The sequence below is a fragment of the Marinobacter sp. NP-4(2019) genome (assembly GCF_003994855.1).
GTDB lineage: Bacteria > Pseudomonadota > Gammaproteobacteria > Pseudomonadales > Oleiphilaceae > Marinobacter.
In genome coordinates this window covers 3,726,819-3,741,034 of record NZ_CP034142.1, presented here as the reverse complement: position 1 = coordinate 3,741,034, position 14,216 = coordinate 3,726,819, and the positions used below count along the sequence as shown (strand labels likewise).

The 14,216-nt window shown below is 58.2% G+C and carries 8 protein-coding genes and 1 pseudogene; 5 read left to right on the top strand and 4 right to left on the bottom strand.

Translation table 11 applies throughout. The features are described 5' to 3' along the window. The first annotated feature begins 9 nt into the window (after positions 1–9). Positions 10–873 (top strand): thioredoxin, encoded by an 864-nt coding sequence (trxA, locus tag EHN06_RS17065; RefSeq protein WP_127333714.1) that lies wholly within the window; start codon positions 10–12, stop codon positions 871–873. 28 nt (positions 874–901) lie between these two features. Here trxA and EHN06_RS17060 read toward each other — a convergent pair whose 3' ends face one another. Further along, complete coding sequence (locus EHN06_RS17060; RefSeq protein WP_127333713.1) at positions 902–1,996, bottom strand: fatty acid desaturase; 1,095 nt, start codon at positions 1,994–1,996, stop codon at positions 902–904. Between the two features lie 136 nt (positions 1,997–2,132). Between EHN06_RS17060 and EHN06_RS17055 the strand changes: the two genes are divergently transcribed. Further along, a complete protein-coding gene (locus EHN06_RS17055; protein ID WP_127333712.1) occupies positions 2,133–3,155 on the top strand; it encodes an AraC family transcriptional regulator in 1,023 nt (340 codons plus the stop codon). Between the two features lie 35 nt (positions 3,156–3,190). On the opposite strand, the gene EHN06_RS17050 is transcribed toward EHN06_RS17055, so the two are convergent. Next, a complete protein-coding gene (locus tag EHN06_RS17050) occupies positions 3,191–4,555 on the bottom strand; it encodes a KamA family radical SAM protein (RefSeq protein ID WP_127333711.1) in 1,365 nt (454 codons plus the stop codon). 638 nt (positions 4,556–5,193) lie between these two features. Here EHN06_RS17050 and aceE point away from each other — a divergent pair. Both aceE and aceF read left to right on the top strand, forming a co-directional pair. Further along, positions 5,194–7,862: pseudogene (gene aceE / locus EHN06_RS17045) on the top strand (pyruvate dehydrogenase (acetyl-transferring), homodimeric type). Between the two features lie 10 nt (positions 7,863–7,872). Beyond that, positions 7,873–9,534, top strand: coding sequence for a dihydrolipoyllysine-residue acetyltransferase (gene aceF / locus EHN06_RS17040; RefSeq protein WP_127333710.1), 1,662 nt, complete (start codon positions 7,873–7,875; stop codon positions 9,532–9,534). 32 nt (positions 9,535–9,566) lie between these two features. Here aceF and EHN06_RS17035 read toward each other — a convergent pair whose 3' ends face one another. Then, on the bottom strand, positions 9,567–11,432 hold the full coding sequence (locus EHN06_RS17035) for a Clp1/GlmU family protein (protein ID WP_127333709.1): 1,866 nt from the start codon (positions 11,430–11,432) through the stop codon (positions 9,567–9,569). Between the two features lie 156 nt (positions 11,433–11,588). Here EHN06_RS17035 and EHN06_RS17030 point away from each other — a divergent pair, with 156 nt between their 5' ends. Further along, positions 11,589–12,854, top strand: coding sequence for an NADH:flavin oxidoreductase/NADH oxidase family protein (locus EHN06_RS17030; RefSeq protein WP_127333708.1), 1,266 nt, complete (start codon positions 11,589–11,591; stop codon positions 12,852–12,854). Between the two features lie 195 nt (positions 12,855–13,049). On the opposite strand, the gene EHN06_RS17025 is transcribed toward EHN06_RS17030, so the two are convergent. After that, positions 13,050–14,198 carry a DcaP family trimeric outer membrane transporter gene (locus EHN06_RS17025; protein WP_164735627.1) on the bottom strand — a complete coding sequence of 383 codons (1,149 nt, stop codon included), beginning with the start codon at positions 14,196–14,198 and terminating at the stop codon, positions 13,050–13,052. Positions 14,199–14,216: the final 18 nt, after the last annotated feature.

Sequence of the window (14,216 nt, the reverse complement as noted above, 5' to 3'; positions counted from 1 at the left end):
GTGCCACTGATGAGCAATTCGCCTTATATTTTTGAAGCCAATATGGAGAACTTCCAGCAAAAAGTGATGGAAGCGTCTTCAACCACCCCCATTCTGGTCGATGTCTGGGCGGAGTGGTGCGCACCCTGTAAGCAGTTGATGCCATTGTTGGAAAAGCTGGCGGATGAATATCAGGGGGGCTTCATTCTGGCCAAGGTGAATGCCGACGAACAACAGCAACTGACCGCATCGCTGGGTGTGCGCAGTTTGCCGACGGTCATTCTGGTCAAGGATGGTCAGGCTGTGGACGGCTTCAACGGTGCGTTGCCGGAGAGCGAGATCCGCAAGGTGCTGGATAAGCACGTGGAAGCCCCGGAGGAAGATCCCTACGAAAAAGCCCACCGCCTCTGGGAGGGTGGTGACGTGGAAGGCGCGTTGGCGATCCTGACGGAAATGAACCAGAAAGATCCCGAGAACCTCAAGGTCCTGATCGATCTGGCGCAGTTGAAGGCTGAAATGGGGGATCTGGAAACCGCGGAGCAGGTGCTGGAGAGCCTGCCGCCGGAAGAAAAGCTGCAGCACCAGGCCAAACAGCTGGCGGCCCGCATCAAGTTCCTCAGACAATCGGCAGAGTTACCGCCTGTTAAGGATCTGGAAATGGCGCTGGAACAGGATCCGAAAGATCCCCACGCCCTGCACCAATTGTCGCTGCACCACATTCTGCAGGAAAACAACGCTCAGGCGATGGAGCTGCTGATCCGCCTGATGCAGTCGGATAGCAAGTACAAGGATGAGGTTGCCAAGACCACATTGATCGAACTGTTCGACAAGCTTGGCAACAACAACCCGGACGTCAGGACCTATCGGCGGAAGCTGTACACGCTGATGCATTGATGGGTGCGGGCAGCGTGCGTCGTCGGACTCATGCTGCCTGACGCTTCTCCGCAGAAGTCTCCCTGTAAAAGCGGTTCCCCCTCAGAAACGTGCCGTAGTCATTAAAACGAACCCCCATCTCTCTCATCACCTTGTGGGCGGCCGGTGCCGTCCATTGCCGGATATAGAAAGGTTCCCGCACCGCGAAGTGGTGAATGGCGTGGGTGCTGCCGAAGTTGAAGCAGAAAACCTGCATGGGCATCAGCCACCAGGGGTTGAGGACCTGGCATTGCTGCATCACATTCCGGGCTTCAACATCGCCGTAGTAGTGCATGTTGGAGCTGATGAAGTGCAGGCAGAATGTGCGCAGGAAAGATGGCAGCATATACACCACGGCAAAGGTGTTCAGAATGCTCATGGCCGCTGACAGCTCGGCAGACAGGGTGAGCGGGTTGCCGCTGATCTGGGCGGTGAAAAGGACCACGTGGGCGACCACCCAGCTGTGAAACAGCAGGTAATAAATGTTGCCCAGCGGTGCATAGGCGAGTATCTGCTGCAGGCTCATCTTTCTGGCTTCGCCCCGTGATGCCGGCTTCTGGGAGCGGATATACTGGCGCACGGCGCGCTGCATGGTAAACGGGCGGAGGAAAATCGCCATCATGTTATCCCCGGTCATCAACAAACGCCTTAAGCCCCAACGCTCACCGTTGGTAATGCCCCGCTCTTCCAGGTCGCTCTCGGTGCCGCTGAACTTGTGGTGGTGCAGGTGAAGTTTGCGCCGGACAAACGGGCTGACGGTACTGGCCCGTGCCAGCCAGCCGAGCGCCAGCATCAGATCATTGGCCCAGGGGCGGTTCTTGAAGTACATCAGATGAATCAGGTCGTGTTCCAGTTCGTGGATGAAGGAGGCGAAAATGGCCGTCACCGGGACGCACACCCACCAGGGAATGGTGCCGATTACATAAAGTGCTCCACTGGCGATCATGCCCAGCAGGGAAACCGCCATGATCGATGCCCCGATCAGGTTCTGGTGTTTCTCTAGCCACGGGTGACGGCGACGAAGCGCTCTTCCCTCTTCGAGTATGGTCTTGCGGATAACATCGGTTTTCTCCGCATCGGTCATGGTGCTTGGATCAACAGACATGGTTTTGACCTTTTTAACGGTTGTGGTTGGCAATCAGGCACCTGTACCTGGTGATATCTGCTGCTATTGTGAGTGTGTCCACGCCGAACCCGGCTATGAATGCACGACAAAAAACGATCATTAGGCGACAACTCCAATGACAGCCGTTTCAATTGTTTCCAGTCAGCCTACTGTTCCGGGCACCTACGTTCTGCTGCTGATCGATGTGGTTGAGCGGTGGAATATCCCGGTTGAGCAGTTATTGTCGGGAGAGGGGCTTTCGATCGAAGACCTGCTGGGCAGCGGATTCCGCCTGCCCAGAGAAAGCTTTTCGCGACTTATCCAGCGAGCGATTGAGCTGACTGGTGAGCCCGGCATCGGTTTTCTGCTGGGGCTGCAGATGAAGGTGTCGTGTCACGGGGTGATCGGGCAAGCTGCCATGGTAGTAAAAACCCTGGGCGAAGCGCTTGAGATCGCCAGGGCTTATTTCGGTGTGCCTTCGTCCGATCTGACATTGTCTCTGGACCGGGAGGGTGATCGTGTACGTCTCACCCTGAGTGAGCGGGATGCGCGCTATCAGCTCGGAGCAGTCGGTGCGCAGTTTCTCCTGACGGGGTTTGCCTCCATGGCAGAAGCGCTCACCGGCCGAAGGCTCAATGGCGAAGGGGTTGTCCGTTTTTCGAGGCCGTCCTACATGGATCGGTTTGAGCACCTGGTTGCCGGCCCGCTGATCTTTGACGGCGACTTCAATGGCTTTATCTTCGACGCCTCGATTCTGGAATATCCTCTGGTTATGGCTGATCCGGTGGCGGCCCGTGTGGCGCGTGAGCAGTGCAAGGAAGAGCTCGGCAGACTCGGGGGCGGGCGGTCACTGGTGCGACAGGTGCGGGACCTGGCGTTCGATGAGGAGCTGGGGTTCGCCTCGATCGAGGCGGTGGCGGAAAAGCTGAATATGACGCCCCGAACGCTGCAGCGCAAGTTGCAGGGGGAAGGGGTGGTGTTCCGGGAACTGGTGGAATCGATACGTCAGCAACATGCCAAGCGTCTGCTTGCCCTGCGGCAGAAAAGTATTGGTCAGGTATCGGATCTGTTGGGCTATTCCGATGTCACCAACTTCAGTCGTGCATTTCGACGCTGGACAGGCTGCTCACCGCGGGATTACATGAAGGCGCCGGACTAGCGGCGCCTTCAGTTCAGCATAGGAAGGGGCTGGCTTCAGCCATTTCCCTTCTTCATCTGCTCGTACTCGTCCTCAAAGAAGAACTTCTCCTCTCCCAGGGCAGGCTCCAGCTCGTGCAGCCAGGTGGCCGTTTCGCTGTATTTTGCGAAGAACGGGCGCTGCACCCAGTCCGGGTTGCGGCCCTGCAGAAAGCGCAGGACGAATACCTTTTCACCCTTGATTTCGGTGATGCCCTGGATTTCCACCTTGCCTGGACCGGCGCTCATCGAGGGGCCGCGTGCGGTGCGGGCCAGGCCTGAGACCTGCTTCATTGCCTCGCGGTAGATGTGGTAAGCCTCGGCGAGCGGAATCTCGAAGTAGTTCTTGGCGCCCGTGTCCCGCTCCACAAACATGTAGTAAGGGATGATGCCCAGCTGCACTTCTTTCTTCCACAGTTTGGCCCAGGCGTCAGCGTCGTCGTTGACGTGCTTGATCAGCGGGCCCTGGGCACGGATCTCGGCGCCGGTCGCGCGGATGCGACGGATCGCTTCTTCGGCGATGTCGGTGGTGATTTCCTGCCAGTGGTTATAGTGTGCCATGATCGCCACGTGCTTGCCGGCATCGACCAGGCGGGCAAACAGATCGATCAGCTCGTCCGCGTCCTTATCGGTCACGAAGCGATAAGGCCAGAAGGTCAGGGCCTTGGTGCCGATGCGGATGGTCTGGATGTGGTCGAACTCTGGCTGCAGCAGCGGTTCCAGGTACTGCACCAGGTTCTTGGTTTTCATCACCATGGGGTCGCCGCCGGTGACCAGCAGGTCAGTGACCTCGGTGTGCTCCTGCAGGTAGCCGTGCAGTTTCTCGGCTTCGGTGCTGGCCATTTTCAGGTCCTTGTCACCGACAAACTGCGCCCAGCGGAAACAGAAGGTGCAGTAGGAGTGACAGGTTTGCCCCTGGGCCGGGAAGAACAGGACGGTTTCGCGATACTTGTGCTGAACGCCGTCCAGAACCTCGCCATCCAGTTCCGGCATGTTCATTTCCATCTGGCCGGCCGGGTGGGGGTTAAGCTCGTCACGGATTTCCTTGGCAACGGCCTGGATTTCCTTCTTGTCGGCACCTTCCCGGTGCATCTTTGCCATACGTTCGAAATGTTCGTCCTTCAGCATGCCCTTCTGGGGGAAGACCAACTGGTAGATCGGATCGTTCGGTACCTTGTCCCAGTTGATCAGTTCGTTGATCACATACTCGTTGACACGGAACGGCAGAACGCTGGCGACAACCTTCATTTCGAACAGGGTCTCTTCAGGGAGATTCTGGATAACCTCAATCTTGTCGAGCTGGCGGTCGGTATAGACCTTGAAGCGCCGCTCTTCGAACTCGGCAGTCGGGATGCGGTTCGGGAACGTGACGATGGAGTTCATAGATCGCCCTCTGGTTGAATGCCAATGTCAGGAGGATGGGGGTTGCCACCACTCCCCTGGTTAAAAAACGGGCAGGCAAGTATACATAAATCGAATTTTATTTTCAGGTCTAATTAAAAAATCCTGAAGCGTAGGCAGAGATTGTTGATCAAATTCTTTGAAAATCTTGGAAATACATCGAAATGTGGTGAAAAGTTATTAATGTCGGAGGGGCGATTCGTTTAGCGTGATAAGGATAGGTGTGCTCTGATAGGAATACTACGACATTGGTCTAGACTTGGTTGTTTGATGGTCGAAAACCCGTCACTATTACGTAAGTAATCGCAAGAAAAGTTTATGGCGATCCGTTAATAGCCCTTACAGTTGAATGTTTATCTGGTTTTGTAGTAAAAAAACTACACAATGACGGGCGAGAACTGAGCAGTTGCCGGCCAGGCTCATACCTTTTGGCCAAAAGCCGCGAATACAAAGGTGTCCAGGCAGTAAAGTTGGCCAAGCTGTTCTATGCTTGATGACACTAGTCAGGCTGAAATATCCAAAACAACAGGTTCTGCAATTCACCGCAGCGAATGATACCGCAGGCACCTGGCTGCTGATCGTGGCCGAGTGGCCTTTTTTGATGCCAAGGGGAGGGTTTGATGTACCAGGACGATGATCCCATCGAGACCAGTGAGTGGCTAGACGCGCTGGAGTCTCTTATCGAACAGGAAGGCGTCGACCGCGCCAAGTATATTCTGGAAAGGCTCTCTGAACGAGCCAGTCGCGACGGTACCGAGCTACCTTATTCGATCACCACGCCATTCCGTAACTCCATCCCCGTCACTCAGGAAGCCCGCATGCCGGGGGACCTGTTCATGGAGCGCCGTATTCGCTCGCTGATCCGCTGGAACGCCATGGCTATGGTGTTGCGCGCTAATCAGCGCCCGGGTGAACTGGGTGGCCACGTGTCTTCGTTCTCCTCGGCAGCCACGCTGTACGATGTCGGCTTTAACTACTTCTTCCACGGCGGTGATGAAAAACGGGAATCGGACTTGGTGTATTTCCAGGGCCACTCCGCACCGGGCATCTACGCCCGTTCTTATCTGGAAGGCCGCTTTGACGAAGCGCAGTTGGACAAGTACCGGGAAGAGGTGGACGGCAATGGCCTGTCTTCCTACCCCCACCCTGGCTGATGCCGGACTACTGGCAGTTCCCCACGGTATCCATGGGGCTTGGTCCGATTCAGGCCATCTACCAGGCCCACGTAATGAAGTACCTGCACAGCCGCGAGCTGATCGATATGGGCGACCGCAAGGTATGGTGCTTTATCGGTGACGGCGAGTGCGACGAGCCGGAAACCCTGGGGTCCATCTCCATGGCCGGTCGCGAGAACCTCAGCAACCTCATCTTCGTGGTCAACTGCAACCTGCAGCGCCTGGACGGCCCGGTGCGTGGCAACGGCAAGATCATCCAGGAGCTGGAAGGTGTGTTTCGCGGTGCCGGCTGGAACGTGCTGAAAGTGGTCTGGGGTCGCATGTGGGACCCACTGTTCGAACAGGATAAGGACGGCCTCATGCAGCGGGTGATGGACGAAGCTGTGGATGGCGATCTGCAGAACTTCAAGAGCAACGGTCCGGCCTATACCCGCAAGCACTTCTTCGGCAAGTATCCGGAGTTGTCCAAGCTGGTGGAGAACCTCACCGACGAGGACATCAACAAGCTCAACCGCGGGGGGCACGACCCCTACAAGGTTTATGCGGCTTACCATCACGCCATCCACAACAATGGCGGGCGGCCGACGGTGATTCTGGCCCATACCATCAAGGGCTATGGTTTCGGTAGCGCCGGTGAGGCCCAGAATACCGCGCACTCCCTGAAGAAACTCGATATAGAACAACTCAAGGCCTTCCGCGACCGGTTTGCCGTACCGCTGAAGGACGAAGAGCTCAAGGATGTGCCTTACTACCGACCGGCGCCGGACAGCCCGGAAATTGTCTACATGAACAAGCGCCGGCAGGAACTGGGTGGTTTCTATCCCAAGCGCCGCAAGGACTGCCAGCCGCTGCAGACGCCGCCGCTGGATACCTTCAAGGCATTGCTGGAAGGCTCCAATGGCCGTGAAATCTCCACCACCATGGCGTTTGTGCGCCTGCTGACGGCCCTGACCAAGGACAAGCGCATTGGTAAGCGGGTGGTCCCGATCGTGCCGGACGAGGCCCGTACCTTTGGTATGGAGGGCATGTTCCGTCAGCTGGGCATCTACACGTCGGAAGGCCAGAAGTACGTGCCGGAAGACCGTGACCAGATCATGTACTACAAGGAAGACAAGAAAGGTCAGATCCTCGAGGAGGGAATCAACGAGGACGGTTCCATGGCGGCCTGGATGGCGGCGGCGACCTCCTACAGCACCAACAACTTCCCGCTGGTGCCGTTCTACATTTTCTACTCCATGTTCGGCTTCCAGCGTGTGGGCGATCTGGCCTGGGCGTCTGGCGATATCCAGGCCCGTGGTTTCCTGGTTGGTGGCACCGCCGGGCGCACCACGCTCAACGGCGAAGGCCTGCAGCATCAGGACGGCCACAGCCATATACTGGCGCAGACCATTCCCAGCTGTAAGGCCTACGACCCGGCCTATGGCTATGAGATGGCCGTGGTTATCCGGCATGGCATCAAGGAGATGTTTGAAGACAACCACAATGTCTTCTATTACCTGACCATCGAAAACGAGAACTACGAACAGCCCGCCATGCCGGAAGGCAAGAAGGTGGAAGACGGCATCATCAAGGGCATGTACCTGTTTGAGTCCGTCGAAACCAAGGGTCGCAAAAAGACCCCTCGGGTTCAGTTGATGGGCTCCGGCGCCATCCTCAATGAGGTACGCGCTGCCGCCCAGTTACTGAAGGACGATTTTGACGTTGCCAGTGATGTCTGGAGCGTGACCAGCTTTAACGAACTGGCTCGCGACGGCCTGCACATCGAACGCTGGAACCGTCTGCATCCGGATGACACGCCCAAGAAGGCGTACATCACCCAATGCCTGGAGAAACAGCAGGGTCCGGTGGTGTCTTCCACGGATTACATCAAGCTGTTGTCCGAGCAGGTGCGTGCCTACATCCCCAAAACCTACCTGACCCTGGGAACCGACGGTTTTGGTCGCAGTGACACCCGCGAGAAACTGCGGAGTCACTTCGAGGTGGATCGTTACTACGTGGCGGTCACCGCGCTCTCGGCTCTGGCACGGGACGGTGAGATCAAGGAAGAGGTGGTTCTTGAAGCCATGCGCAAGTACGGAATCGATCGCAACAAAACGAACCCGGTGCTGAGCTAAGGAGACCGCCATGAGTGAACAGGAAATCAAGGTTCCGGATCTCGGCGGTGCAGACGAGGTCGAGGTTATTGAAGTCCTCGTCAGCCAGGGGGATTCGGTTGAGGAAGAAGATCCGATACTGACGGTTGAGTCCGACAAGGCGTCGGTGGAGCTGCCATCGCCCGGTGCCGGCAAGATCACCAAAATCACCGTCAAGGTGGGTGACAAGGTCAAGGAAGGCGACGTGGTCGGCATGATGGAAGCCAGCGGCGCCGCAGGTGATTCCGGCGAGGATAAGGGCGCTGATGAAGACACAAGTTCCGGCAAGGAAGCAGAGACTGAGGCCACATCGGAAGACAAGGTCGAGGAGAACAAGCCGGCGCCGAAGAAATCCGGCGGTTCCCGCAAGGAAACTGTGAAGGTGCCAGCACTGGATGGTTTCGACAACGTGCCGGTGATCGAGATCAACGTCAGCGAGGGCGACGAGGTCGAGGTTGACGACGCGTTGGTCACCGTGGAGTCCGACAAGGCGACCATGGAGATCCCGTCTCCCTTTGCCGGCAAGATTGGCAAGATCCTGGTGTCCGAAGGCGACAAGATCTCCGAAGGTCTCGACCTGGTTGAAATGACCGTTGTGGAAGAAGGCGGTGAGGAATCATCCGCTGAACCTGCAGAGTCAGCTGATACCAAACCGGAAAGCAAACCCGAGCCGGCAGGCAAGCGTGAGGAGCCTAAGCCGGAACAGGCTTCTGCAACCTACGAGCCGCCAACTCCGGGTGCCAAGGTTCACGCCGGCCCGGCGGTGCGCAAGCTGGCTCGTGAGTTCGGCGCCGATTTGACCCGGATCAAGGGCTCTGGCCCGAAAAACCGCATCCTGAAAGATGACGTGCAGGCCTATGTGAAGAGCCAGCTGCAGCAGACGCAGCAGGGCAGCACAGTGGCTGGCGGCGGTGGCGCTGGCATTCCCGGTGTGAAACTGCCGGACTTCAGCCAGTTTGGCGAGATCGAGCGTGAATCCATGTCGCGCATGATGTTTGCTACGGCTAACAACATGCAGCGCAGCTGGCTGAACGTACCCCACGTCACCCAGTTTGAGGACGCCGACATCACCGACATGGAAGACTTCCGCAAGGCGCAGAAGGCGGCCGGCGAGAAGAAGGGTGTGAAGATGACACCGCTGCCGTTCCTGTTGAAGGCCTGTGCCACGGCGCTGGCGGAACTGCCGCAGTTCAATGTGTCGCTGGACATGGAGCGCAAGGAGGTTATCCGCAAGCAGTACATTCACATCGGTATTGCGGTGGATACCCCCCACGGGCTGATGGTGCCGGTGATCCGCGATGTGGACAAGAAGGGACTGTGGGAGCTGGCCGCGGAAAGTGCGGACCTGGCCCAGAAAGCCCGGGACAAGCAGCTGAAACCGGCGGAAATGCAGGGTGCCTGTTTTACCATCACCAGTCTGGGTGGTATCGGGGGCACGGCGTTCACGCCGATCGTGAATACGCCGGAAGTGGCGATTCTTGGTGTCTCCAAGGCGGCGATGAAGCCGGTCTGGGATGGCAAGGATTTCCAGCCGCGGCTGATGCTGCCGCTGTCGCTGTCCTACGATCACCGGGCGGTGAACGGGGCGGATGCGGCGCGATTCACCACGTTGCTGAGTCAGCTTCTCGGGGATATTCGCTCCCTGCTTCTGTAAAACCTGGCGGTATCGCTCCGGTAGCCTTCGGGCTACGGAGCAGCCGCAAAGCCATCATCAGGGCGGGATTCACTCTTCCGGGGAACCACCAGCCTGTCAGTATACTTCTGCAGTTCCTCGTACACCCGTTCCCGCTGCTTTTCATAGCGGTGGGAGAAGTGAAAGGCAACCAATTGCTGGACCTCGGCCAGGTTGGCGATGCGGGCGCAGGCCTCGGTCGTCAGGTGCTGGGTGCGTTCTGCCTGGTCCTGGTCAGCGACCAGGAAGGAAGCCTCGCAGAACAGGGTGTGAGCACCCCGGGCCAGTTCGCTCAGCTTGCGAATGTTCTCGGGGCTGTCCCGGAAATCGGTGGCGTACACGACTTTCTCACCGGCTACTATCCCTAAGGCGTCCAACTGATCTCCGCGTCCCTTGGCTTGACAGTGAGGCTCATAGGCATATGCCATGACCGGAACCCGATGGTCGAGCTGGGTGGCGCGAACAACAAAACCCGCCTCCCGGTGCACAACCCCATCCTGGATGGCCACGGCTTCCAGAGGGGTGGCCTGGGCCTCGCCAGCGGTGACCTGCCAGCGCTTGAGATGGTCGTCGTACCATTCGTGGACGATAAATCTCGGAGCGCGATCCTCCACCCGGTCCCACAGGATGCCATTCACCATACCTGACACATGCCCATGCAAGCCCGGCGGGCCAAACAGGCGGCAGGGCGGATAATGCCCGATGCGGCACCGGATCAGCCACAGGAAGCCGCCAATATGGTCGGCGTGGGCATGGCTGATAAACACATCGCTGACCTGGTGGGCGGCCCGCAGTGGCATCCGGCCGGTATCGCCAATATCGAACAGCAGGCTGCGGGCCTTGTGCAGCATTCGCAACTGCAATAACGGGTCGCCCGTAACACCGTTGACCAGCGTCGCCACGGCATTTCCCGCCCGTACCGCCACCTGGGGCTCACGGGTGATGTTGGTGAGTGCACCGAGTTCCACTTTTACTTCTGTGGCGCTGGAGGCCGCCGGGCGTGTGGGCTCTGGTTTAGGGGGCGGTTTGGGGGCAGTGTGCAGGCGGTTGTCCCGGTAGACGGCGTTACGCACCAGCAGTTGGTCGACGTCGACGGGCCGGCTGGCGGTTTTCACCTGTATGTGTGTGGGCGATACTTCCTGAACTTCGGCCAGGGTCTGGAATTCACCCCGATGGAACAGGGCCACCTGGCGGCCGAGCCAGGCTTTCTGGGTGTTCAGGGGCGGTGGCGTACCCAGCAGGGTCAACTGGTCCGGTGCCAGGTTGACAGTGTGGCCCTTGCCCAGGTGCTCTTTCCAGAGTTGGCTGCGCTGAAGAACCCGCTGGGTCCGTGGCAAGCGGTGGGCCTGAGGAGGCGAGGTTATGGTGATAACCCTGGCCGGCAGGGACTTCAGCTCGTTGGTCAATGGCAGTGGATGGCCTTCGTGGGCCAGGACCACGCACAGGTCGATATGAGCCGTGGTGGCCAGGGCCTGGAGCAACTCGGCGCCACCGACACCCCGAACCAGCCCAGGGGTGTCGAGGAACAGGGTGGCCTTTGGAGGTTTTGGTAGCTGTGCCAGCAACCGGTTGACGGCCATCACTAGGGGCATCCTGAAGCGGCCGGCATCCAGGGTGCACAGCGGTTCGCTGGCGGAGATTGCCCATTCACCGCCGTCGAGGCGAGCCAGCGCCAGGGTGCCTGGTACCCCAAAGCCGGGCAGGCCGGGGTCACAGTTCAGGCAATAGCTGTTGCGTCCCCTGGTGGCGAGTCCGGCCATCAGCCGGCGGATCAGGGTGGTTTTGCCACTGCCGGACTCTCCCACCACCAACACCCGGTGGTTGGCGTGACAGAGCCGGTCCAGCAGTTCTGCTTCTGTCGGTTGGTACGGATCGATCACTCCGCATTCTCGCTGACATTCAGTATTCAGGGTCTTTTATGGTACTCCTGTGTGCCATAGGCTGCAGGTCTTTCCGGCCAATGTAGCCACTCTGTTTCCTCTCCATGATCGACTCTTGCCCTCGGATAAACCCATACATCCTACGGAGACCGATCAATGAACGCCGCTGAAACGCTTTCGCAACCGCTGACCCTGAGAAACGGAGCGGTTATTCCCAATCGCTTTGCCAAGTCCGCCATGAGCGAGACCCTGGGCACCATCGATAACCGTGTCACCAAAGACCTGGTGAGGCTTTACCGCACCTGGGCCGAGGGCGGTACCGGGCTGTCGATTACCGGCAACGTGATGGTGGATCGTCGGCATATTGGTGAGCCGCAGAATGTGGTGTTGGAGGATGAGCGGGATCTGGAATTGCTGAAAGCCTGGGCGGAGGCCGGGAAGGTTGGGGGTAACCAGATCTGGATGCAACTGAATCACCCGGGCAAGCAGAGTCCGAAGATGCTGAACCGGGATCCGGTGTCTCCCAGTGCGGTGCCGTTTCGCAAGGAGATGCGGAGTATGTTCGCCACGCCGAGGGCGCTGACCGGTCCGGAGATTGAGGACATTATCCGACGCTTTGCGAAAAGTGCGGCGATTGCGGAGAAAGCGGGTTTCAGCGGGGTACAGATTCACGGTGCCCACGGCTATCTGGTGAGCCAGTTCCTGTCGCCTCATCACAACCAGCGCTCGGATGAGTGGGGTGGTACGGCTGAAAAACGGATGCGGTTTGTGTTGGAGGTGTATAAGGCGATTCGTGGCGCAACCGGCGATGGCTTTAATGTGGGCATTAAGCTGAATTCGGCGGATTTCCAGCGGGGTGGTTTTACCGAGGAAGAGTCTCTGGCGGTAATTGAGGCGCTGGCGGATCGCGGTATTGATCTGGTGGAGATCTCCGGCGGCAATTATGAGAATCCGGCGATGGCCAAGGGGGCGGGGGTTGGTAAAGAGAACGGTGAAGTGAAGCAGAGTACGCTGGCGAGGGAGGCGTATTTCCTGGAGTTTGCGGAGAAGGTGCGTGAGCGGGTGGATGTGCCATTAATGGTGACCGGAGGCTTCCGCACGGAAACCGGGATGGCGGATGCCATTACCTCGGGTGCAACTGATCTGGTCGGTATCGCGCGGCCTTTGGCGGTCGAGCCTGACTGTCCGAAGCGGATTATGGCCGGTGAGTCGTTTACCAGTGCAGTGAAGCCTATTAAAACCGGTATCCGGTTGATTGACGATATGGCGTTGATGGAAGTGAGCTGGTATACCCGGCAGCTTGGCCGTATGGGGAAGGGGAAATCGCCGCGTACTCATGATCGGGGGGTGCTTTCTTTGATGGAGGTAATTGGGGTGATGGCTTCGCGTGGGGTTCGGACTCGGTTGCGGGCTGGGGAGTAATCCTTCTTTTGGTGGTAGGGCGCGGGTGGGGGTGTCTGGTAAAAAACTCCGCTTGAACTCGCTGCGCTCAGACAGGCGGTGTTTTTTACCAGACACCCCCACCCACGCCTTGCCGGACTTTTGAGATGGTGTCCCCCAAAAGAAGAAACCCCGGCACTCGGCCGGGGTTTCTCCTGAATTAACTTCTAAAGGAGTTTAGAAGTTGTACTGCGCGGCGAACAGCAGGCGGTTGGCATCGCCATCGTCGCCACTGACGTTTTCACGCTTCAGGAACTGGTATTCAACACCCATCATGACGTTTTGTACCGGAGTCCACTGGTAGTTGGCCATGACGGCAGAGTTGGTTTCGCTCTGGTCAGCAACCAGTGCTGCAAAAAGTGCGTCGTCTTCAGCATCGTCCCAGTCTACTTCGACCATGCCGTAACCGATGTTGATGCTGCGACCGCCACCCAGGTTGATACCTGCACCAACAGAGCCACCGTAACCTGAAATGGTCTCTACGTCGCCGTCAACATCAACATAGGCACTTGCAGCGCCGAAGTTGTCACCGGAGCGGTACAGATAGCTGTTGGCACCATCGGTGTAACTGAGCGAGCCCTGAACGGTGATCATGTCGCTCAGCGCCATTTTCGCTGCTACGAATGTTGCGAAGCCAGCGGCGCTTTCATCGTTATCACCGTCGTCATAACCTACTTGGTGAACCAGGACGGCGGCCGAGTACGACAGACCATCGGCTGAATCCTGCAGGCGAGCGGTGAGTGCTGGCAAGGCATCCTTTTGGATAGCATTTGCGTCGCCCGAGAGGAAAGAGCTTTGCGGATCTTCCAGGGAGATGGACAGAGGACCGGAAGTATACCGCGCTTGCGCGGTACGGGACTGGTAGCCAGCAACACCTGGCAGGGAGTCAAAGTCCAGTGTCGAGGTGTTACCCACGAAGCTGGTGAAGTTTGACCAGGTCTGACCCATCAGTACGCCATTGTACTCACCATAGGCATGGCGAAGACGCAGTGAACCGCCACCGCTGCCGCGGAAGTCGCCTTCCACGTTAACTTTCACACCCTGCGGTGAGGTGGTGACCAGGCCGATCCGGCTTTGGAATGCATCCGCGCCGAAGTGGCCGTCTGGGGCATCGTCGTTGTTGACGAGACCACTGTATGAACCAGACCGCGTGCTCAGCGCCTGGTTGCTGTCAATATCGTAAGAAGCATTGAGGCGACCATAGCCATACAGGCTTACGTCGTAGTCGCCAGCGTTGAAGCTGACTGCGTTGGCCTGCGCACTAACCCCCAGAATAGTGGCCGCAGCCGTTGCACGAATTGCCATTCTCAGTTTGTTGCTTTGCATCGTTGTTGTCTCCACACA

Bases quoted from the DNA above. Each gene is read 5' to 3' on its own strand.
- trxA (WP_127333714.1), top strand. From the start codon at position 10: ATGAGCAATTCGCCTTATATTTTTGAAGCCAATATGGAGAACTTCCAG.
- EHN06_RS17060 (WP_127333713.1), bottom strand. From the start codon at position 1,996: ATGTCTGTTGATCCAAGCACCATGACCGATGCGGAGAAAACCGATGTT.
- EHN06_RS17055 (WP_127333712.1), top strand. From the start codon at position 2,133: ATGACAGCCGTTTCAATTGTTTCCAGTCAGCCTACTGTTCCGGGCACC.
- EHN06_RS17050 (WP_127333711.1), bottom strand. From the start codon at position 4,555: ATGAACTCCATCGTCACGTTCCCGAACCGCATCCCGACTGCCGAGTTC.
- aceF (WP_127333710.1), top strand. From the start codon at position 7,873: ATGAGTGAACAGGAAATCAAGGTTCCGGATCTCGGCGGTGCAGACGAG.
- EHN06_RS17030 (WP_127333708.1), top strand. From the start codon at position 11,589: ATGAACGCCGCTGAAACGCTTTCGCAACCGCTGACCCTGAGAAACGGA.
- EHN06_RS17025 (WP_164735627.1), bottom strand. From the start codon at position 14,198: ATGCAAAGCAACAAACTGAGAATGGCAATTCGTGCAACGGCTGCGGCC.